The following is a 19,334-nucleotide window of genomic DNA, read 5'->3' on the forward strand; positions in this document are numbered from 1 at the left end:
ATAAAGGCTCTCATTCGGGCCGGCCGTTGAATTCAAAAGCGTCCTGGGCCGATCCGCGCCTCACATCGGGGCTGTCGCATAAAGAGACCGACCCGAAAGCGGATCCGCCGGAGGTCCGCCAAGGGTGGATATCAGACATGAAAACGGCCCCGCCGTCGCCAGCGGGGCCGTTCCAAACCGGGGCGTGACGTCGCCTAGGCGATCAACTGTCGCCGCTGGATGTAGAGAGCCGCGCCGCCCGCCAGAAGCAGACCGAACAGGATCATGGCCCATTCCGACAGGGTGGGGACAGGTTCCGCGACGCTGCCCGAGAAGGTCCGGGTGCCCTCGCTGCCGGCCGTATCCGAGGCGACGATGGTAAAGCTGTATGAGCCGGTCGTCGTCGGAATACCACTGATCGTGCAGCCGCCCGTGCCGGACTGCACGAGGCCAGCAGGAAGGGAGCCGGCCGATACCGTGCAGGTGTAGGTGCCGTTACCGCCCGTTATGGTGAGGGGCTGGCTGAAGCTATTGCTCTGATGCGGTGCCAGGGTCGTCGGCGTAATGGACAGGGGGGGGAGAGACGAAATAATTCCCGTACCAAAACCGCTGCTCAAAATTACGCGCGGGGCAAAGAACTGAACACACGGTCCCATGGTGTTGTCACAAGTCGCAACCTGAGTATTGGTCAGGCTCGAAACATTGAACGCGTCGTTGCCCGCAGGAGGGGTGGGGAAATTTATCTGAAATAACGCCACACCCCCTGCCCGCCCCGAAGGTCCTGCGAAAAAGAAGAATCCCCTGTCTGATGCGTATGCACAATCCGGAGCTGTGTTGTAAGTAAGCTGAGGCGTCCAGCCCGCCCCGGGCCCGGCGGCGACAGTGATGTTGATGTTGGATACGCCATTGCACATCGCCACGGCACCAAGCGCCGGGTTGTAATCGAACGACCCCGTGATCGACACGGGAGCTGCAGTGGTGACGCCATTAGCGTTGATGGGCGTTCCGGTCACATTCACGAACCGGTAGGTTACAGTCTGTGCCTGTGCTGCGTCTGCCGCGAAAAGACAGAGCAAGGCCCCCAGTAAGGCCGCCAAAAAACGCATCTCGATCCCCCTCTCGATTTTATTCCCGTGACGGTCATGCGACGAGCAGCCGAGCCAGCGAGACTACCGGCCGAGATATCAATGTTTTTAACCAACTGTCCACAGAGGCGGAGCTGTTTTTTTGCCAATGCGCCCGTCACAGACCACGGAGCCGTGGTCCTGCCGGCGATGTGGCCCAGGGATCGGGTCGGGCGAAAACCAAAGTGTTGCCCGAGGGATCCGACGGTCGCATTTTCTTCTGGGCTTGCGCCGCTGTAGCCGAAGCGATGTTCGGTCTGGGCGCCAGCGGCATGGGTTTCTTGAAGACGCGCCAAGCGAGTCACAGACCAGAATAGCAGTGACCACAAGGGGTCGAACCCAGACTCCGTGATCGTGTTGACAGACGGAGGTTGAAGCGATCGCCGTAAGGCCGCGCGCCGCGCCGCGCCTCGTCCGGTCGCAGGGTCAGCGCCGACGCCCCCTCATCTCCCTCGCGGCGGGGATTTCCCTGTAGGATGGGCGAAATGCGGGAGGGGCGATGACGGGCGAATATCGGGTCTATGGCGCGGAGGGGTCGGGCTCGGTCGCGGTCGAGGCGGCGCTGACCCTGATCGGAGCGCCTTACCGGCTGGAGGAGATCGTCACATATGCCTCCGAAGAGGAGCGCCGGCGGATGGCTCCGCACAACCCCATGCGGCAGGTGCCGGTGCTGGTCACGCCTGAAGGAGAAACGATCACCGAGAGCGCGGCGATCCTGATCTGGCTGGCCGAGCGGCATCCGGAGGCGAACCTGGCGCCGCCGCCGGGCGATCCCCGGCGGGCGCAGTTCCTGCGCTGGATGTGTTTCATCCCGGCCTCGATCTATTCAATCTACTGGGTTCGGGACGTGCCCTCGCGCCTCGTCGGCGACGACCCCGGGGCCCAGGCCGAGATGGACCGGCGCACGCTGGAGCGCATCTCTGACTGCTGGGCGGTGATGGAGAGCCAGATCACGCCCGCCGGACGGTTCCTGCTCGGAGACGAGGTGTCCGTGCTGGATCTCTATATGGCGGTGGTCAGTCGCTGGCGACCGCTGCGGGCGCGATTCCACGCGGTCGCTCCGCGCCTCGGGGCGGTGGCGCGACGGGTGGACGCCCTGCCTGAACTGGCGGCGTTCTGGCCGAAGCGTTTCGCCTTTGAGGGCGACTACGCCGACTGACAGGGTTCAGGCCGCTTCCCCGATCGGGGCGTCGGCGCCGGCGCCCGCCATTGCGGCGTCGATGGCGGCGAACAGGCTGGCGTGGGTCAGGGGTTTGGCGACGTGGCCGTCCATGCCGGCGGCGGTGCACCGGGCCGCATCGTCCGGCATGGTGTCGGCGGTGACGGCCAGGATCGGCGTGCGGGCGCAGTCGCCGCCCAGGGCGCGGATCGCCTGGGTCGCGGCCAGTCCGTCCATGCGGGGCATCCGCACGTCCATCAGGATCAGGTCGAACGGCGCGGCCGAGGCCATCTCCACCGCCTCGAGTCCGTCGACGGCCTCGAATATCTCGCAGCCCAGCGGGGCCAGCATCAGCCGGGCCACCTCACGGTTGGTCGGATGGTCGTCGACGATCAGCACCCGGGCCGCGCTGTCCGTGGCGGCCAGGGCGGGGTCAGAGCCCTGTGTCGGCGCCGCCTCGTCCGCCAGCGGCAGGGGCAGGCGGACGACGAAGGTCGAGCCTTCGGACGAGGTGCTTTCCAGCTCGATCCGGCCGCCCATGGCGCCGGTGAGACGACGCGCGACCGCGAGGCCTATGCCGCAGCCGACGTTGGCGCGGCTGATGGAGTCATCGGCCTGGGCGAAGGCATCGAACAGGCTCGGGACCAGGTCGGGATCAACCCCGGGGCCGGTGTCAGTGACCCTGAACACGGTCAGGGGGCCTTCCCGAACGATACTCACGACGATCTCGCCGGCAGTCGTGAATTTGACGGCGTTGGACACCAGCCGGTGCAGAATCTGGCGCAGGCGGCGCCGGTCGGCCAGCAGTGGCGTCTCGGCGCCCGGCAGGACCCGGATGTGTATGGGCAAGGATTTGGCGGCGGCGGAATCGCGGCTCGCGGCCGCGACCTCGGCCAGAAGGGCGGCGGGGTCGATCGCTTCCAGGTCGCCGAGGACCGCCCCGTGCGAGACCTCCAGCAGGTCCTCGACCAGGGTCAGCAGGGCTGCGCCCGACCGCTGGATCTCCTCGACCTGGGCGCGGGCGTCCCGGGGCAGGCCCGATCGGCGGGACAGGATCTCGGCATAGCCGACCACCCCGTGCAGGGGCGTCCGCATCTCGTGGCTCATCAGGGCCAGGAAGCGAGACTTCGCGGCGTCTGCAGCCTCGGCCCGACGCCGCGCGTCCTGGGCCGCAAGGGTGCGCGTCTTCAGCCTCAGGACCATGCGTCGGCGTTCGGACACGATGGTCGAGATCGGCAGGGCGACGGCGATCAGGGTCAGAAGGAAGCCGTAGAAAACGTTCAGCTGACGCACGAGGTCAGGCAGGTGGGCCAGCTCGGGGTCTGCGGCCAGCCGCTGGAGCGTGACGGGGCCGTGGCCGTTGACGGTGGCGAAGCCGCCGATCACCGTGACCAGCAGGACGGCCAGGGCCGAACCCGTCGTCGACACCCGAAGCACCAGCAGCAGGAGGGCCGGGAAGATCAGATAGGTGATCGGCAGGCTGGACTGAAAGAAGACGACCAGGGTGGTCGCGGTCAGCAGGCTGAACAGGGCGATGGTCTCTTTCGCTCCGGCGACTTCACGCGTGTCGGCGAAACGGTGGCGCCGCGCCAGCAGAAGCAGGATCGGAGCAATGGTCAGCAGGCCCAGGGCCTCCATCGCGAAATAGCGCTCGAGTGTGAAGAGATAGAGCCCCGGCGAATAGTCACGCATCGCCGCCGCCAGGCCGACGAGGAAGAGGGTGCAGAACAGGACCGCAGGGGTCACGGCCGCGATGGCGAAGAAGGCCAGGCGCCTCGGGCGACGCAGGTCCAGGGCCGCGCCGCAGACCCGACGGGCCAGGACGCCGGCGATCACGACCTCTACGATGTTCATCACCGCATTGAGCCACAGGAAGGGCATGGGATCGCCGCGGACGATGTTCGAGGCGAGATTGACCGCGAAACAGACGGCGAGGACGGTGATCGCCTTCCTGCGATGCAGCTGGAGGAAGGCGGCGAGCAGGATGCCGTTGGCCGGCCAGATGACCACGGCGCCGAACCTGTGCGCGCTCCACATGCCGATGAGGAGGCTCGCGCAGAACAGCGCAACATAGGCCCAGGCCGGTGGGCCTGCCTCGCGTCCTGTTTCGTGGCGGAAGACCCGCCAACGGCCATGCATCAGCGTTTTCCTCTGCCGCGCTTTGACGTGGTCATGCCATATGAGGGTTAATGCATTGGTGGTCGGACGATCCGTAGTTGCCCTTAGTCGCGCCTGGCGTCGGCGGGCCGGAAGCATCCGGACGCCGGTCGCGGCCAGGGAGGGATTCAGGCGCGCGGCCGCCGGGATCCCGGCCGCAATCGGGGCCGATCACCGCCGGTCAAACGCGGGCGACGGTCGACGGTAGACAGGTCGAAATGGTTAATATAACGCTGATTACGCGGCTCGCCCGCCTTTTGCAGGGTTCGCCTGTGAGGGGAAATAGCGAGGTCTCGCAAGGACTTGAGGGGAGCTGAACATGGATCCGATCACTTCGATCGTGGCCGCCATGCTGATCTCCGGCGCCGCGGCGCCGGCGGACGGCCATGGCTGTCCCGAAGCGCCACATTACGGCGATGTGCCCTGCTCGTGCACGCGCGTCGTTGACTTCTACGGCCCCTGGACCGGCGGCGGCGCCGGCTGGCCGGGACCGGGGGGCTGGGGCCCGCCGATCAACAATCCGGGACCCGCCATCCACGTCGCTTCGCCGGGCGTTCGCGTGATCGGCCGTCCGATCAACGTCGCCGGCCCGACCGTCTACATCGACGGACCTCCGGTCTATGTCGACGCGCCGCCGATCCGCATCGCGCCGGCCCAGATCTACGTCCAGCGTCCGGAAGTTCACGTCCGGCCGTCGGAAATCCTGGTCGAGCCGCCTGAAGTCCACTTCTCGGACTGCGCCGACGGCACCACCTGCACCCCGGTGACCCCGGGTCACTGATCCGGCCAGACTGAAATGACGAAGGGCCCCGGCGGAAACGCCGGGGCCCTTTTCCTTGGGGAGATACTGGCGACGCAATCCGGTTTCGACCTTCACCAGCCGCTCGCAACGACATTCAACAGATCGCGCCCGCCCGGCTCTGTCAGGCCTTAAGCACTATGACCTTGAGGAACGTCGCGGGGATCTCGGTGTCGGTCTCTCCACCACGATTGCTGGCGATGAAAAGGCGGGCAAGTTCGGCTTCGAGCGCATCGGCGCGGTCGTCCTTTTCGGCGGCTTCGAAGGCATTCATCGTCGGTCCATAGTAGTCCTTGAAGGTGTGCAACAACTCCAGCGGCGGCCCCTTGCGTCGGAAGACGTAGGTCGCGCGTTCGCAGGTTATGTTCTCGACGGGCACCCCGGCGGCCACGAACCTTTCGCGGACGATCTCTTCGGAACCCCAGGTCATCGGGCTGACGAAGCCTTCAGGGGGCGGCGGCGTATAGGCAGCACTGGTTTTCAGGATCTGCGCAACCAGGGTCGGATCGCCGGGAATCCAGTTGCCCATGACGATCCTGCCGCCGTTACGCGTAACCCGCGTCATCTCCTTGGCCACGTCCATCGGCCGAGGCGCGAACATGGCCCCGAAGATACTGACCACCAGGTCGAAACTCTCATCGGCCAGCCCCCTCAAATCCGAGGCGTCGCCCTGCTGGAAGCGCAGATTGGTCAGACCGGCCGCAGTTGCCCGGGCATTCCCTGCCGCGACCAGATTCTCGGCGATGTCGACCCCGAGGACATTCGCGCCGCGCTGGGCTGCCGGCAGAGCCGTGGTTCCGTCTCCACACCCCAGGTCCAGAACATCCATTGCAGGGCCCACGCCCAGGCTGTCGACCAGGGCAGCACCGCTTTCTCGCATCGATTGGGCGATCCGGGTGAAGTCGCCCTTCTCCCAGAGCATCTTGTTGGGATTGGACGGTGTGATCCCAATCGACATGGACTGTTCCTTCAGCATGATCACGCTCCCTGTTCGGCTGACGATTTTCGCCAACCGCAGGATCTACCTAGGCCACGGGACCGGACGGCAACCAGTTCTGGAACTGTACCGATCAGCTACAGAATCTGAACTGTTCGGCCCGCTGCTATGGGTGTAGATCAAACTTTACATTTCGAGGGGAACGGTGATGGCGACCCGCGGGCATCGACAGTTCTGTCCTCTGGCAATGGCGTCCGACCTCCTCTGCTCTCGCTGGACAATGATGCTGCTGAGCGAGCTGCTCAGCGGCACGACGCGCTTCAATGATCTGCGCCGCGGACTTCCCAGAATGTCGCCCGCATTGCTGTCCAAGAGGCTCAAGGACCTCGAGAGCGCAGGCATCGTCTCGCGGCGCCTGGCTACCGACGGGACCGACCTTCACGAATATTCCTTAACGGAAGCGGGCCGCGCCATCGAGCCCGTCATCGACGCGATGGGTGACTGGGGCCACCGCTGGATCACCACCCAGGCGACGCTCGCCCATCTCGACGTGAAACTCCTGATGTGGAACATGCGCCGCAAGATCAATCCCGATCCCCTGCCGCTGCGCCGCAGCACCATCCAGTTCATCTACCGGGATCTTCCGACCGCGACGCGCAATTGGTGGCTGCTCGTTCAGCCGGGCAGGGAGGTCGATCTCTGCTCGGTCGAGCCGGGTTACGATGTCGATCTCTATGTCACGACGGACCTGAGAACGCTGACAGAGGTCTGGATGGGCTATGCGCCGATCGGGGCAGCGATGGAGGACGGCCGGCTGGTGGTGGTCGGCAACCGGGAACTGGAAAGCAGTTTCCAGACCTGGTTGGGCGCCAGTCGTTTCGCCAGCCTCGAGAAATGCGTCGCCTGATCGATCCGCGCGCCGGCCAGACCTGCCTTGATGCTTGCTAGCCCATGTCCGGTCCCAATCCCTGGCAGACCCTCGTGGTGTCTGCTCGCGGGAACGGTTTGACGCCTAGTCTTCAGCCTCGTCGGCTCCCGCTTCAACCTTGACGGCTTCTGTCCCGTTTGTCTCTGCGGAGCCCGTCGCCGGCGCACTGCAGTAATCCCGCGCCTCGCGCGCCAGACCCAGATACCCGCCGTCAAGCGCGGCCTTGACTGCGGCGTCGCAGTCATCGTCGCCCAGCAGCCGGGCGACCTCCCGACGGACGGCGAGATAGGCGTCCTGTTTGTCGCGCAGGGTGCGGGCCGCGCGGCGGTCGTCGGGCAGGCACAGGGACACCCATCCGGCGTCGGCGCAGCGCGAGACCAGTCGCGCCTCGCGCTCGGTCAGGACGCCGGTGTCGATCGGCCGGATCGGGCCGGGGTCGGCGGCGACCAACGGCGACGTGACGGACGGGCTGACCGGAGGCGCAGCGGGTTCTTCGACGGTCGGCGTCAGCGGCAGGGTCTCGGGCGAGGCCGCTTCCGGGCCGGATCCGCTCTCCAGGACGGTCGCGGGAGCATCGGCGACGATGTCGGTTCCCGGGACAGGCACGATGACGATGTCGGGTACGGCATAGCGGCAGACATAGCGGCCGTGTTCGAGGGCGCAGGACTGCAGGGTGGCCTGGACGGCCTGCGGCTCGACCAGGGCCGGTCCGGAGAGCAGGGCGAACATCAGGCCGATCATGGAAGCCTCCTGCCGCTGAGCCGGGGACGGACGGGCCCGGGCGGTCGGTTGACGCGGATATTAACTCTTTTGGAGCGGGCGGACCTAGTAAAATCTCAGCTTTCGGCGACCGCTGTTTCGTCGCCCGGGGGCGGTTCATCGACGAGATGGGCGTGGTGGCGTTTCTGCCTGCGCTCCACCGCATAGCTGACCAGCCACAGGGCCATGGCCCAGGCCGCGCCGACGCACCAGCCGGCCAGGACGTCCGAGGCCCAGTGGGCGCCGAGATAGACGCGGGTCAGGCCGACAATCAGGGCGAAAACCATGCCGACGCCGAGCACATAGGCCTTGAGCCGCCGCCTCGGGAAGGCGCGGGTCATCATCACCGCGACGGACAGGTAGAAGACCGTCGACAGCAGGGCGTGGCCGGACGGGAAGCTGGCGTTCAAGGTCTCGACCGCCTGGAAATCGGCCGGCGGACGTTCACGTCCGAACGCGGCCTTCAGGCCCTCGCTGAGCCCGACGCCCCCGGCCAGGCCCACGACCAGCAGCAGGGCCGACAGTCGCTTCCTGAGGATCAGGAGCATGCCCAGGGCGACGACCGCGAACAGGGTCAGGACGGCGATGCCGCCGAGGGAGGTCAGGTCGGTCGCCGCCTCATGCAGCCACCAGGGCCCGCGCGGCTGGCCGGCGACCGGCTGCATCCAGTGCAGGATCCCCTGATCGAAGGCCTGGCCGTCCGCCTCGGTCATGTCGTCGGCGAGCTCGACGAAGGTCACGATCCCCAGGGTGATGACGGCGAGGGCCCCCAGGGCGGCGAACTCGGCCCGCGCCACGGTGAGCGCGCGGCGGAGAAAAGGGACGAGATCGGAAGATTGCATCGCTCGCTAACGGCCAAGCTGGGGCCGTGTTCCCGATCACGGCTTCGTGAATCCGCGGCCGATGCTGCGTCGCACGGCCGTCGCGGCTTTTACACAGGCTCATCCCCCGTCACGAAGTGATTCGAGACGAATTCCGCCGTCAAGCCCGTTGACGGTTGGTTAGGCATCTGCGCCCCATATGTTGGTTCGGGGAGCGCTTCGGCCACTAGATGCAGTGGTTCGGAGCGCAGGCGTCTAACTTCGATTTTTGTTCAGGGCGATGACGATTATGGCTGGCGGCGAAGCGTTGAAGACTGTGGAATTCGAGGCCCTCAAGGCTGCGCCGAGCTCTGAGAGGCCCCATCTGACCGTGGTGCGCAGCCTCGAACTGGACCGGACCCGCGACGACCTCCTGACCGACTTCGGCAAGAAGACGCTGGAAGATCGCTACCTGCTGGCCGGCGAGAGCTATCAGGACATGTTTGCGCGCGTCGCCACGGCCTATGCCGACGACGCCGACCACGCCCAGCGCGTCTACGACTATATGTCGAAGCTGTGGTTCATGCCCTCGACGCCGGTCCTCTCCAACGGCGGCGCAAACCGCGGCCTGCCGATCTCCTGCTTCCTGAACTCGGTCCAGGACAGCCTGGACGGCATCCAGCGCGTCTGGAACGAGAACGTCTCCCTGGCCTCCAACGGCGGCGGCATCGGCACCTACTGGGGCGGCGTCCGGTCGATCGGCGAGAAGGTCAAGGGCGCAGGCCAGACCTCGGGCATCATTCCCTTCATCCGGGTGATGGACTCCCTGACCCTGGCGATCTCGCAGGGGTCGCTGCGTCGCGGCTCGGCGGCGGTCTATCTCGATGTCCACCATCCGGAGATCGAGGAGTTCCTGGAGATCCGCAAACCCTCGGGCGACTTCAACCGCAAGTCCCTGAACCTGCACCACGGCCTGAACATCACCGACGAGTTCATGGAGGCGGTGAAGGCCGGGGCCCAGTTCGGCCTGCGCTCGCCCAAGAACGACGAGGTCCTGAAGACCGTCGACGCCCGCTCGCTGTGGCAGAAGATCCTCGAGATCCGCCTGCAGACGGGCGAGCCCTATCTGATCTTCTCCGACACGGTGAACCGCCAGATGCCCCGCCACCAGCGCGAGCTGGGGCTGAAGGTCAAACAGTCGAACCTGTGCAGCGAGATCATGCTGCACACCGGACCTGACCACCTCGGCATCGACCGCACCGCCGTCTGCTGCCTGTCGTCGGTCAACGCCGAGATGTTCCTGGAATGGCGCGAGGAGCCCCGCTTCATCGAGGACGTGATGCGTTTCCTGGACAATGTCCTTGAGGACTTCATCACCCGCGCCCCGCCGGAAATGGCCGCCGCCGTCTATTCGGCCAGGCGCGAGCGTTCGGTGGGTCTGGGCCTGATGGGCTTCCACTCCTTCCTGCAGGCCCAGGGCGTGGCGTTTGAATCCGCCATGGCCAAGTCATGGAACATGCGGCTGTTCAAACACCTGCGTCGCGAGGCCGACAAGGCCAGCGTCAAACTGGCCGAGGAGAAGGGCGCCTGCGAGGACGCCGCCGAGCGCGGCATTATGGAGCGGTTCAGTCACAAGCTGGCCATCGCCCCGACCGCCTCGATCTCGATCATCTGCGGCGGGACCTCGGCCGGCATCGAGCCGATCCCGGCCAATATCTACACCCACAAGACCCTGTCGGGCTCTTTCGCGGTCAAGAACCCGTACCTGGAGAAGCTGCTGGACGGCTACGGCGCCAATACCGACGCGGTGTGGAACTCGATTCTCGAGAACGAGGGCTCGGTCCAGCACCTGACCATGCTGAACGACGACGAGAAGGGGATCTTCAAGACCGCCTTTGAACTGGACCAGCGCTGGGTCGTCGAACTGTCGGCCGACCGCTCGCCGGAAATCTGCCAGGCCCAGTCGATCAACCTGTTCATCCCGGGCGACGTCAACAAATGGGACCTGCACATGCTGCACTGGTCCGCCTGGGAGAAGGGCGTGAAATCGCTCTACTATCTGCGCTCCAAGTCGGTCCAGCGCGCCGCCTTCGCCGGGGCGGAGGACAAGGCCGAGGCCGAGGTCGATCCGAACCAGCCCGACCTCTTCTCCGCGGCCCCGACCGACTACGAAGAATGCCTGGCCTGCCAGTGATCCACGGCGCAGCGTCCCGCAGAGTGTGCTGATTGTGACGAGCGGCCCTCCCCGAGGCGCCGCTCGTTTCGCGTCCGGCAGCTGGACGCCCCTTCGCATCCCCTGACGGGGGAACACGGGCGGGCAAAATCGCGTTGCGGGATCATGTCAGGAAGCTGTTGCAAAAACACGGTTGGCCCTGACGGGATTCCGGTGCAGGGTGCAGCCTGTTAACGGACTGTGAGGGGACCGTTGATCCACCTGAGGTCACTTGTTCCGGGCGTAATCGCACTGGCGGCCATGGCCGTTCCAGCGAGCGCCCAGACATGGGTGAACCAGAACTGGTCCGAGGCCGAGCAGGAAACCTCTGCCAACATCACCGCCCGGCTGAACCGGCAGGCCGCTTTCAACGTCGCGGCGGGTCGCGAGTTCGGGCCGACGCTGGAGTTCGCCACCGACTATGCGCCGATCGAGGCGCACAACCCCTTCGCCGCCACCACGACCCGCGACGTCTGGCGCGAGGGTGACGGATTCAGCGATCGCCTGCGCCTGCGGACCCGGGGCGAACTGCGCCGTGCCGACGGCTCGCCCGTCCCGCCGACGCCGATGGATCCGGCGATGATCGATTCCGACGGCTATGAGGTCAGCTACACGCGCGGATGGACGACCGCGCGCGGCTATACGGCCTCGGGCCTCGAGGTGACCCTGACGCCCCATCTCGGGATCGGCGCGGGCGACCGGGGCGGCACGGCCGAGGCCGGGGCCACCCTGCGGATCGGTTCGACGGCGGACCGCATCCTTCCGGAGGGTTCGGCCGCCTTCGGAGAGCGCGCCCGCTGGTACATCTACGCCGCGGGATCCGGCACGGCGGTCGGCTATAATTTCGCGCGGACGCGGGACGGCGAATACGCCCACTCCGGCTACAGCCGCGACAGCGGATCCTTCCTCGGCGACGCCTCGGTCGGCGTGGCCATGCGTCGCGGGGACATGCAGGGCTCGTTCGGCCTCGTCTATCGCGAAATCGAGGCCGAGGGCATGCACGCGGGACACGGCATCGACAACGACGTCTCAGAGGGCCTTGTCGCCTTCCAGCTGTCGATCAAGCCGGAGTGGTGAGAGAGGCAGTAGGGCTTAGGCAATAGGCAGTAGGGACGCGCCCTTGCCCGCTGACACGCCGCATCCATCTACTGCCTACTGCCTCTTCTATATCCAGCCCCGTCGCCGGAAATACAACAGGGGCGCGATGGCCGAGATGACCATCAGGCCGAGTGCCATCGGATAGCCCTCGATCCAGCGCAACTCGGGCATATGCTCGAAATTCATGCCGTAGATCGCCCCGATCAGGGTCGGAGGCATCAGCACCGCCGTGAAGATCGAGAACATCTTGAAGATCGACGACTGCTCGATGTTGATCAGGCCGAGCGCGGCCGAGAGCTGGAAATTGATCCCCGAAGCGACAGCCTGATTGTGGGCGATCAGGCTGGTCGCGTCGCGGCTGAGCGAACGCAGATGCTCCCGGGGGTCGCCCACGGCCTCGAACCAGTCGTCCACGGCGACGAAGGCGAAGACCCGGCTCAGGCCGGCCAGGCTCTGTTCGATCCGGGCATTGGCCATGTGCGCCCGGCCCAGCTTGGTCACCAGATGTTTGAAGCCGACGCCCTTGCCCTCGGAGAAGACGTGGGTTCCGACACCCTCGACCTTGGCGGCCAGGCCTGACAGGACGTCGGAGGCCCGGTCGATGATCGCCTCCATCAGGTTCAGGAACATGTCGGCCCCGGTGCTGCACAGGGCCGGGTCGCGCTCGAGCTTGTCGGTGAACAGGGTGAAGGGGCGGGGGTCGAAATAGCGGATGGTGACCATGGGGCCCCTGGTCAGGACGAAGGTCACGGGGTCGATGCCGGGCAGGTCGTCGTCGCCGCGATGCAGGATGTCGGCGGTGACATAGGTGGCGCCGCCCTCGCGATAGAGCCGGCTGGAGGCCTCCAGCTCGCTCATCTCGGCGCGTGTCGGGATGGAGATGCCCAGGGCCTTCTCGACCGCGGCGTCCTCGCCGTGGCTGGGCTCGATCAGGTCGATCCACAGGGTGTCGGGCGGCATTTCCCAGCCGCCGATGACGTCGATCTCGACCGCCTCGCAGGCGGCGCAGCCCGAACGATACAGCCGGATCATTCGGGCAGGATCATTCAGACCGGATCAGGGCTGGCCGGATGCCGAGGCGGTCGAGGCCATCTGCCGGCCGGCGTCATAGGCGTCGCGCGCGCCGTTGTAGATGAAGCCGTAGGTCGGATAGACGGTCGAGCCGAGGTCGTTGATCGGGTTGTACCAGACCTTCACCTGGGACCAGTCGTTCTGGCCCGAGACGTCGACGACAGTGACGTTCTCCTCGACGCGGCCGCGGCTGCCGCCCCAGTTGGCGTGGGTCACGCGGATGACGCGGTCGGTCAGGATGTCGGAGACGACGGCGACGTGACCCCGGCTCATCCGGCCTTCGGGACGGAACACCAGGACCGAGCCGGTCTCCGGCGCACGGCCCGTGCGGAAGCGGTCGACGGCCTGGTTCCACCAGGTCCAGGCGTCACCGAAGATGTTGATGCCCGAGAACATGCGGGCGAACGTCACGCACTGCCAGTAGGGATCCTCGGCCTTCGCAGGAGCGGGCGACAGGGCGAAAAAGCCCAGGCAGGCGGCAACAAGCGCGGCGGTGATCCGTTTCGTCATGTTCGAATTGTTTCCGACTGTTACGCCCGGGACTATCCCTAGACGATAGTTAGCGTGGCGTGAAAGCCCCTTTTCAGGCGAGCTGCGCTCCGCCTGTGCGCGCTTTCGCCCGCGCCGCGCGCCGTTGCGCCAGACCCCGAAGCGCCCGCCGGGCGGGGAATTCGACGAGGTGATAGGACACTGCGGCGACCACCGGCAGGGTCAGGACGACGGCCAGCCACACAAAAAGTTGAAGCTTGTCGCCCCCGCCCGTGAGCTTTGACGCCGCATTCACGGCCAGCAGCTTCCACGGCACCACGACCATATAGACCGAATAGCTGATCTCCCCGAGATAGACGGCGGGCTTCGACGCCAGCCATCCGGCGCGTTCGTTGGGCAGGCCGGCCAAAGCCAGGATCAGGGCGCCGCACAGGGGCACGATGACTGCGTCCGGCGCCGACAGCGATCCCGCGACGGCGATGGCCACGGCGACCCCGGCGGCGATCCAGCCGGGACGCGGCAGGCTCACCTTGCGATGCATCAGATAGAGGGCGCAGCCGAGGGCGAAACAGGGAACGATCCGCAGGGCGCCCCACAGGATGGTGGCCTGGGTCAGGGGGAAGCCGGCCAGGATCTGGAAGACGATGTAGAGGCCCACGAGGAAGGCGACGGCGCCGAGGACGGCGGCGATCGGCCGCTCGCGCAGTCGCCAGGCGACGAAGGCGAACAGCGGGAAGCAGAGGTAGGCGAACCACTCCGCCGAGATCGACCAGGACGGATGGTTCCAGCCGGCCACGGGCGCGAAGCCCCAGGCGTGGACCATCAGGAGATTGGCGGGCAGGGCCGACCAGCTGAGGATATTGCCGTTGACGCTCATCCCGGCGGCCAGGGCCCCGAAGGCGAGCACGCCGACACCGGCCAGGGTGGCGATATGCAGCGGATAGACCCGCGCGATCCGGGCCCACAGGAAGGCCCCGTAGCTGAACCGCTTCTCGCCATGGGCCGCCAGATAGACGTGGCACAGGATGAAGCCGGACAGGACGAAGAAGAGCTCGACCCCGAGATAGCCCTTGGCCACCAGGTTCGGCATCCAGCTGACGTCGAGGTCCGGCCAGAAGGCGAACAGGGCCACCCAGATGGCGGCTCCGAAGCGCAGCGCGGTGAGAGGACGCAGGTCCTGCGGCGTTTCCAGCTGGGTCATTCCTCCCCTATGCAGCAGACCCGGTTCCAGAACCGTTAAGTGACCGACGAAAGAGGCCGACGTGTCCCCGACCCTGACCTTCGACGCCGTCATCGCCGCAGCGGCGGCCGATGCGGGCCTGACCGGGGCCCAGGCCCGGGCCGCCCTGACCGGGGCCCTGGGCCTGCTGGATCGCCATGCCGGACGCGACGCCCTGGCCGCCCTCTATGCCGCCGTGGAAGGCGCGGAGACGGCGGCGCGCTCAAAGGCCGCCGAACGTCCGAGGCGCGGCCTGTTCGGCGGGATCATGGCCTCGGCCGGAGGCGTCTCGGGCGCGGCGGTGGCCGAGGCCATGGGGCTGCTGGACCGGCTGAAGGACGAAGGCGTGGACAAGGCGGCGCTGAAACAGCTCTTGCCCGCCGCGCGGGACCGGGTATGCGCGGCGACCGGGCGCGACCTGCTGGGTGAGGCAGTGCGCAGCGTCCCGGGCGTCGGGCCGATGCTGGGCGATGGGTAGGTCCGAAACCCGCCCACAGATTTACGGATAAACGCCGCTGACCCACATCGTCGCGATCAGTGCCGTCAACAAGCATATCAATGCATTCAGTGTCGCCAATACAGAGACGACCTTTCGGACCCTGTCGGCCTTTTTCACCGCCAGAATGGTCAGCGCCGTGGTTACGATGATGGTGGTCCACACGGGACCCGATGCGTCAACGGTGGCAGGTGGATCGCCGAACAAGCGTTGATGACCTTGGGCCCAAGTCCTGAGCGAGATCCATGGGATCGGCAACAGTAGCGCAGGCCAAATCCGGACCAGCCAGACTTTGACCTTCATCCGCACCAACTACGGTGCCGGCTGGCTGTTCAGGAAGGCCACCGAGGCTGCGCAGCCGTTCAGGGTTTCCGGCCCGAGCTCGACCCGGGCGGTCAGGGGGTAGAGCCGGTCGCTCATGCCGTCCGAGCATTCCGTCGCGATCAGGGTGACCACAAGGGCCGTGCCGTCGGGTGCGGCGGCGGCATAAACGGCCGTGGTGCCCTGGACTGTCGGGCCCGGGTTGGAGGCCCGCACCTCGACCGCATCGACGGCCGTATAGGCCAGGTCCTGCGGCGTGATCTCGACGGCCCAGAAGGGCTCTGTGCCCAGGGCCCGCAGCGGCTGGTTCAGATCGACGTCGCCGAGCATCGTCGGCGCCGGGGCCGGCGGGGCCTCGGGCCCTGTCGGCGCCGGATCGGAACAGGCGACGAGGGTCAGGCCGAGGATGAGGGCCGGGATCGGCAGGCCGGCGCGGAACTGGCGCATGACAGGAAACTCCTTGGGTCGATCAGGCCTCGGGCGGATAGGCGCTGCGGGCGTCGGCGCAGGCCTCTTGCGTCATCGTGCCCGGGATGGCCAGGCTGGCCGTCAGGGCGCGGGTCTCCTCGCCGATGTCGGGGCATTCGGTCGCCGTCAGCGTCAGGGTCAGGGTCTTTCCGTCGCTGAGCGTCACGGCATAGACGGCGGTGTCGCCGGTCACGACCGGAGCGGCCGGGCCGGTGCGCGGGGTCGTGATGTCGCCGCCGAAATCCTCAATGTCCCGATAGGTCAGGACGCCGTCGGCGATGTCGATGGTCCAGAACGGCTCGGTCCCGGCCGCCCGGATCGGCTGCGTCAGGTCTATCGCGCCCAGCTGGCTCGGGGCCACTGCCGGCGCAACGGGCTCGGCCTCGGTCTTCGCCGGCTCGGCGGCGGGCGAACAGGCGGCGAGGATCAGGACGAGGGCGGAGGCTGTGAAGGCGCGCATAGGGTCGGCTCCGGAAGGACGATGGGGCAGAAACGCAGTCCGTAAGCCCGGGGTCAAGTCCGGGCGGCGGGAGCGGCCGGTATCCCCTAATAGACTTCGGGTTCGTCGCGCCCGGGGTCGAGGGAGTTGTCGACCTGGTCGTCCCAGCCCTCGCGGTGCGACTTGAAGGCCAGGGCCATCAGGACCCAGCTCAGCCCGACCGTTCCGGTGACCCCCAACGCCATGGCGATCCAGCCGTGAAGGGGCAGATCCCCGCCGCCGATCGCGATCCAGAACAGGCCCAGCCCCCAGGTCGCCGCGCCCGCGAGGACGAGCGCGATCAGGGCGTAGATGCAGAATTTCAGGAACTGGCCGGGCATGGCCCGCCATAGCAGGTTTCAGGCGGCCGTACTGCTCCGGCGGCGGGCGCGGCGAATCTGTCGCGCGGCCCGGGGACAGGCGAGCGCGAGCCGGTGCAGGGCGGCGATCACCAGCCCGGTGAGCGCCCACGACAGGAGGACGTCAGACAGGAAATGGCCGCCGAAGGCGATCCTGTTTAGCGACAGGGCCGCGGCATAGGTGATGACGGCGGGCAGGGCCCAGCGACGCCAGGGGGCCGGAACCATCAGGACGACCACGGCCACCATCCAGGCGGCGGACGATCCTTCGCCCGAGACGAAGGAACAGTTGGACAGGCAGTTGTCCGAAACCTGCCAGGCGCGGGTGAAGTCGGCGTCGCCGCCGAAGGCCTCGATCTGGATCGGCCGGGCGCGGCCCCACATCGACTTCAGGACGCCGTTGACCAGGAACCCCGAGGCGATGACCAGCCCGATCAGCAGGACGGCGGCGCGACGCCCCCAGCCGGTGAGCCGGCGGGGATTGCGGCGCAGGGCGAGGATGATCTCACCGGAGAGGCCCAGAAGCATCAGTCCGAGCACCCAGGTCGAGGATTTGCGCAGTCCCTTCAGGACGGGATTGTCGGCCAGGATGAAGCCCGCGCCGGGGCTGTAGAACAGGGCGCTGACCGCCATGTCGACGCCGGGCAGAAGGGCGAAATACAGCGACAGGACGACAACCGTCACAAAGGCCACGGTCACGGGCTCGTCGGCGCGGACGCCCGAGGCCAGCGACAACCGCAGCCGAGTCGCGCTCCGCCGCAAGGCGTGGATATTGAACAGACGGCGCGCGCGCCGTCCCCGTTCGCCGATGGCTGTGACGTCCGTCATCGATCCCCCAACCGAGCCGTAGGACGGGGATGACTGAAACGTGCGGCGGGCGCGTTACGGAAACATGGGCTTTCCGCTGCGGTTCGGCGTCAGTCGCGTGTAGAGCCGTCCGTGGCCGCACGGCTTGTCACGATGCGCCTGCGGCTTCACCCGGATCGGACGACAGGCTAGACGGGGCCATGCCTGAACTTCCCGAGGTCGAGACGGTCCGACGCGGCCTGGAGCCGGTCCTGGTCGGGGCGCGGCTGACGAAGGTGCGACAGAATCGGCCGGACCTGCGCTTTCCTTTTCCCGACCGGTTCGTCGAACGGCTGGAGGGGGCCACGGTCGAACGGATCGACCGGCGGGCCAAATATCTGCTCGCGACCCTGTCGACTGGCGAGACCTGGGTGACCCACCTGGGGATGACCGGCCGGTTCACGGTCGACGGCGAACAACTGGGCGAGTTCGAGGAGCCGGCCCCGATCGCCGGCAAGCATGAGCATATGAGTTTCTGCGCCCTGCAGGACGGCCGCGCCACAAGGGTGGGGTTCGCCGACGCCCGCCGGTTCGGCTTCATGGGCCTGATCCCTGCCGATCAGGTCGAGATCCATCCCTGGTTCGCCGCCATGGGGCCGGAGCCGCTCGGCAACGGCTTTTCCGGCGCCCATCTGGCCGAGGCGTTCGACGGCAAGAAGCAGACTATCAAGGTCAGCCTGCTGGACCAGCGGAACGTCGCCGGCCTGGGCAATATCTATGTCTGCGAGGCCCTGTACCGGGCGCGGATCTCGCCCCTGATCGCGGCCGGAAAGGTGTCGAAGGCGCGTCTGGAGACCCTGGCCTCGGTCATCCGCGACGTCCTGAACGACGCCATCGCGGCGGGCGGTTCGACCCTGAAGGATTTCGCCAACGCCGAGGGCGGCCAAGGCTATTTCCAGCACCGCTTCGACGTCTACGGCCGGGAGGGCCAGCCCTGTCTGGCGGACGGCTGCGCCGGTGTCGTCAAACGCGTCGTCCAGGGCGGTCGGTCCACATTCTACTGTCCTTCCTGCCAGAGGCGCTGATGACCCACCGCATCATCCTGTTCCGCGGCATGAATACCGGCGGCGTCCGCGCGCCGGTCGGGGAGCAGCGCGCCATGGCCGAGGCGATGGGGCTGAAGAACCCGCGCACCCTTCTGGCCAGCGGCAATCTGGTGGTCGAAAGCGACCGCGATCCGGCCGGGCTCGAGACCGACATCGAACACGAGATGGAGCGCCGCTTCGGCGTCAAGGTCGCCGCCATGGTCCGCACGTCGGAGCAGTGGGCCGAACTCATCGCCGCCAACCCCTTTTCCGCCGAGGCCGCCGACCAGCCTTCGAAGATGGTCGCCATGGTCATGAAGGACGGGATCAAGGCCGGGGCGCTCGAGGCCTGTCGCGCCCTGGCCGAGGGCGGCGAGGCGGTCGAGGCCGTCGGGGATGTCCTCTATTTCTGGTTCCCCAACGGCCAGGGCGAAAGCGGCATCTTCAAAAAGGCGACGCCGAAGAACCTGGGCATGGGCACCGGGCGGAACTGGAACACAGTGCTCAAGTTGGGCCAGATGGTCGGCGTCTGAAAAATCAGACGAGATGTAAAAAATAATCGACATAATGTCTGCTGTATGTGACACGTCCCTCGCCGCCTGTCGCGGCG

General features: G+C 66.9%; 21 protein-coding genes. 8 read left to right on the forward strand and 13 right to left on the reverse strand.

Translation table 11 applies throughout. The annotated features are described in order from the left end of the window. Window positions 1-194: 194 nt before the first annotated feature. Complete coding sequence (locus tag Q0044_RS02735; protein WP_298159215.1) at window positions 195-1,085, reverse strand: Ig domain-containing protein; 891 nt, start codon at window positions 1,083-1,085, stop codon at window positions 195-197. 517 nt (window positions 1,086-1,602) lie between these two features. Between Q0044_RS02735 and Q0044_RS02740 the strand changes: the two genes are divergently transcribed. Further along, a complete protein-coding gene (locus Q0044_RS02740; RefSeq protein WP_298159217.1) occupies window positions 1,603-2,262 on the forward strand; it encodes a glutathione S-transferase family protein in 660 nt (219 codons plus the stop codon). A 6-nt stretch (window positions 2,263-2,268) separates the two neighbouring features. Here the strand turns inward: Q0044_RS02740 and Q0044_RS02745 are convergent, their stop codons facing one another. Next, entirely contained in the window at window positions 2,269-4,401 is a 2,133-nt protein-coding gene (locus Q0044_RS02745) for a response regulator (RefSeq protein WP_298159219.1), read from the reverse strand. Between the two features lie 337 nt (window positions 4,402-4,738). Here Q0044_RS02745 and Q0044_RS02750 point away from each other — a divergent pair, with 337 nt between their 5' ends. After that, the gene (locus tag Q0044_RS02750; protein ID WP_298159222.1) at window positions 4,739-5,200 is read left to right on the forward strand and encodes a hypothetical protein; all 462 of its coding nucleotides are present in this window, start codon (window positions 4,739-4,741) and stop codon (window positions 5,198-5,200) included. Between the two features lie 142 nt (window positions 5,201-5,342). On the opposite strand, the gene Q0044_RS02755 is transcribed toward Q0044_RS02750, so the two are convergent. Further along, entirely contained in the window at window positions 5,343-6,176 is an 834-nt protein-coding gene (locus Q0044_RS02755) for a class I SAM-dependent methyltransferase (RefSeq protein ID WP_298159225.1), read from the reverse strand. Window positions 6,177-6,363: 187 nt separating this feature from the next. On the opposite strand from Q0044_RS02755, the gene Q0044_RS02760 reads away from it, so the two are divergent. Continuing rightward, on the forward strand, window positions 6,364-7,062 hold the full coding sequence (locus tag Q0044_RS02760) for a winged helix-turn-helix transcriptional regulator (protein ID WP_298159228.1): 699 nt from the start codon (window positions 6,364-6,366) through the stop codon (window positions 7,060-7,062). A gap of 105 nt (window positions 7,063-7,167) precedes the next feature. Here Q0044_RS02760 and Q0044_RS02765 read toward each other — a convergent pair whose 3' ends face one another. Together Q0044_RS02765 and Q0044_RS02770 are read right to left on the reverse strand one after the other, a co-directional pair. After that, entirely contained in the window at window positions 7,168-7,824 is a 657-nt protein-coding gene (locus Q0044_RS02765; protein WP_298159231.1) for a hypothetical protein, read from the reverse strand. A 95-nt stretch (window positions 7,825-7,919) separates the two neighbouring features. After that, on the reverse strand, window positions 7,920-8,684 hold the full coding sequence (locus tag Q0044_RS02770; RefSeq protein WP_298159234.1) for a phosphatase PAP2 family protein: 765 nt from the start codon (window positions 8,682-8,684) through the stop codon (window positions 7,920-7,922). Between the two features lie 259 nt (window positions 8,685-8,943). On the opposite strand from Q0044_RS02770, the gene Q0044_RS02775 reads away from it, so the two are divergent. After that, window positions 8,944-10,836: a ribonucleoside-diphosphate reductase subunit alpha gene (locus Q0044_RS02775; protein WP_298159237.1), complete on the forward strand. Its 1,893-nt coding sequence runs from the start codon at window positions 8,944-8,946 to the stop codon at window positions 10,834-10,836. Window positions 10,837-11,067: 231 nt separating this feature from the next. Continuing rightward, the gene (locus Q0044_RS02780) at window positions 11,068-11,931 is read left to right on the forward strand and encodes a lipid A-modifier LpxR family protein (RefSeq protein WP_298159240.1); all 864 of its coding nucleotides are present in this window, start codon (window positions 11,068-11,070) and stop codon (window positions 11,929-11,931) included. An 87-nt stretch (window positions 11,932-12,018) separates the two neighbouring features. Here the strand turns inward: Q0044_RS02780 and Q0044_RS02785 are convergent, their stop codons facing one another. The 3 genes from Q0044_RS02785 to Q0044_RS02795 all read right to left on the reverse strand — a co-directional run bounded on the left by Q0044_RS02785 (window position 12,019) and on the right by Q0044_RS02795 (window position 14,713). After that, the gene (locus Q0044_RS02785) at window positions 12,019-12,984 is read right to left on the reverse strand and encodes a magnesium transporter CorA family protein (protein WP_298159243.1); all 966 of its coding nucleotides are present in this window, start codon (window positions 12,982-12,984) and stop codon (window positions 12,019-12,021) included. Between the two features lie 24 nt (window positions 12,985-13,008). Beyond that, window positions 13,009-13,533 (reverse strand): CHAP domain-containing protein, encoded by a 525-nt coding sequence (locus Q0044_RS02790; RefSeq protein ID WP_298159246.1) that lies wholly within the window; start codon window positions 13,531-13,533, stop codon window positions 13,009-13,011. Between the two features lie 73 nt (window positions 13,534-13,606). Then, on the reverse strand, window positions 13,607-14,713 hold the full coding sequence (locus Q0044_RS02795) for an acyltransferase family protein (protein WP_298159249.1): 1,107 nt from the start codon (window positions 14,711-14,713) through the stop codon (window positions 13,607-13,609). 61 nt (window positions 14,714-14,774) lie between these two features. On the opposite strand from Q0044_RS02795, the gene Q0044_RS02800 reads away from it, so the two are divergent. Next, the gene (locus Q0044_RS02800) at window positions 14,775-15,209 is read left to right on the forward strand and encodes a hypothetical protein (RefSeq protein WP_298159253.1); all 435 of its coding nucleotides are present in this window, start codon (window positions 14,775-14,777) and stop codon (window positions 15,207-15,209) included. A 21-nt stretch (window positions 15,210-15,230) separates the two neighbouring features. On the opposite strand, the gene Q0044_RS02805 is transcribed toward Q0044_RS02800, so the two are convergent. The 5 genes from Q0044_RS02805 to Q0044_RS02825 form a co-directional block, all read right to left on the reverse strand. Further along, window positions 15,231-15,530 (reverse strand): hypothetical protein, encoded by a 300-nt coding sequence (locus Q0044_RS02805; protein WP_298159256.1) that lies wholly within the window; start codon window positions 15,528-15,530, stop codon window positions 15,231-15,233. Between the two features lie 9 nt (window positions 15,531-15,539). Continuing rightward, the gene (locus Q0044_RS02810; RefSeq protein ID WP_298159259.1) at window positions 15,540-15,995 is read right to left on the reverse strand and encodes a COG3650 family protein; all 456 of its coding nucleotides are present in this window, start codon (window positions 15,993-15,995) and stop codon (window positions 15,540-15,542) included. A 22-nt stretch (window positions 15,996-16,017) separates the two neighbouring features. Continuing rightward, entirely contained in the window at window positions 16,018-16,476 is a 459-nt protein-coding gene (locus Q0044_RS02815) for a hypothetical protein (protein WP_298159262.1), read from the reverse strand. A gap of 86 nt (window positions 16,477-16,562) precedes the next feature. Further along, a complete protein-coding gene (locus tag Q0044_RS02820) occupies window positions 16,563-16,835 on the reverse strand; it encodes a hypothetical protein (RefSeq protein WP_298159265.1) in 273 nt (90 codons plus the stop codon). A gap of 18 nt (window positions 16,836-16,853) precedes the next feature. Further along, the gene (locus Q0044_RS02825) at window positions 16,854-17,681 is read right to left on the reverse strand and encodes a phosphatase PAP2 family protein (RefSeq protein ID WP_298159268.1); all 828 of its coding nucleotides are present in this window, start codon (window positions 17,679-17,681) and stop codon (window positions 16,854-16,856) included. A 179-nt stretch (window positions 17,682-17,860) separates the two neighbouring features. Here Q0044_RS02825 and mutM point away from each other — a divergent pair, with 179 nt between their 5' ends. Then, entirely contained in the window at window positions 17,861-18,724 is an 864-nt protein-coding gene (mutM, locus tag Q0044_RS02830; protein WP_298159271.1) for a bifunctional DNA-formamidopyrimidine glycosylase/DNA-(apurinic or apyrimidinic site) lyase, read from the forward strand. Beyond that, window positions 18,724-19,257 carry a DUF1697 domain-containing protein gene (locus Q0044_RS02835; protein WP_298159275.1) on the forward strand — a complete coding sequence of 178 codons (534 nt, stop codon included), beginning with the start codon at window positions 18,724-18,726 and terminating at the stop codon, window positions 19,255-19,257. The genes mutM and Q0044_RS02835 overlap by 1 nt, the downstream gene beginning before the upstream one ends. Window positions 19,258-19,334 lie beyond the last annotated feature (77 nt).

Origin of the sequence: Brevundimonas sp., from assembly GCF_027484365.1 — a bacterium.
In the GTDB taxonomy this organism is placed as follows: Bacteria; Pseudomonadota; Alphaproteobacteria; order Caulobacterales; family Caulobacteraceae; genus Brevundimonas.

Bases quoted from the DNA above. Each gene is read 5' to 3' on its own strand.
- Q0044_RS02815 (WP_298159262.1), bottom strand. From the start codon at position 16,476: ATGCGCGCCTTCACAGCCTCCGCCCTCGTCCTGATCCTCGCCGCCTGT.
- Q0044_RS02785 (WP_298159243.1), bottom strand. From the start codon at position 12,984: ATGATCCGGCTGTATCGTTCGGGCTGCGCCGCCTGCGAGGCGGTCGAG.
- Q0044_RS02820 (WP_298159265.1), bottom strand. From the start codon at position 16,835: ATGCCCGGCCAGTTCCTGAAATTCTGCATCTACGCCCTGATCGCGCTC.
- Q0044_RS02750 (WP_298159222.1), top strand. From the start codon at position 4,739: ATGGATCCGATCACTTCGATCGTGGCCGCCATGCTGATCTCCGGCGCC.
- Q0044_RS02775 (WP_298159237.1), top strand. From the start codon at position 8,944: ATGACGATTATGGCTGGCGGCGAAGCGTTGAAGACTGTGGAATTCGAG.
- Q0044_RS02740 (WP_298159217.1), top strand. From the start codon at position 1,603: ATGACGGGCGAATATCGGGTCTATGGCGCGGAGGGGTCGGGCTCGGTC.
- Q0044_RS02745 (WP_298159219.1), bottom strand. From the start codon at position 4,401: ATGCATGGCCGTTGGCGGGTCTTCCGCCACGAAACAGGACGCGAGGCA.
- Q0044_RS02835 (WP_298159275.1), top strand. From the start codon at position 18,724: ATGACCCACCGCATCATCCTGTTCCGCGGCATGAATACCGGCGGCGTC.
- mutM (WP_298159271.1), top strand. From the start codon at position 17,861: ATGCCTGAACTTCCCGAGGTCGAGACGGTCCGACGCGGCCTGGAGCCG.
- Q0044_RS02765 (WP_298159231.1), bottom strand. From the start codon at position 7,824: ATGATCGGCCTGATGTTCGCCCTGCTCTCCGGACCGGCCCTGGTCGAG.
- Q0044_RS02795 (WP_298159249.1), bottom strand. From the start codon at position 14,713: ATGACCCAGCTGGAAACGCCGCAGGACCTGCGTCCTCTCACCGCGCTG.
- Q0044_RS02810 (WP_298159259.1), bottom strand. From the start codon at position 15,995: ATGCGCCAGTTCCGCGCCGGCCTGCCGATCCCGGCCCTCATCCTCGGC.
- Q0044_RS02755 (WP_298159225.1), bottom strand. From the start codon at position 6,176: ATGTCGATTGGGATCACACCGTCCAATCCCAACAAGATGCTCTGGGAG.
- Q0044_RS02790 (WP_298159246.1), bottom strand. From the start codon at position 13,533: ATGACGAAACGGATCACCGCCGCGCTTGTTGCCGCCTGCCTGGGCTTT.
- Q0044_RS02735 (WP_298159215.1), bottom strand. From the start codon at position 1,085: ATGCGTTTTTTGGCGGCCTTACTGGGGGCCTTGCTCTGTCTTTTCGCG.
- Q0044_RS02825 (WP_298159268.1), bottom strand. From the start codon at position 17,681: ATGACGGACGTCACAGCCATCGGCGAACGGGGACGGCGCGCGCGCCGT.
- Q0044_RS02760 (WP_298159228.1), top strand. From the start codon at position 6,364: ATGGCGACCCGCGGGCATCGACAGTTCTGTCCTCTGGCAATGGCGTCC.
- Q0044_RS02805 (WP_298159256.1), bottom strand. From the start codon at position 15,530: ATGAAGGTCAAAGTCTGGCTGGTCCGGATTTGGCCTGCGCTACTGTTG.
- Q0044_RS02770 (WP_298159234.1), bottom strand. From the start codon at position 8,684: ATGCAATCTTCCGATCTCGTCCCTTTTCTCCGCCGCGCGCTCACCGTG.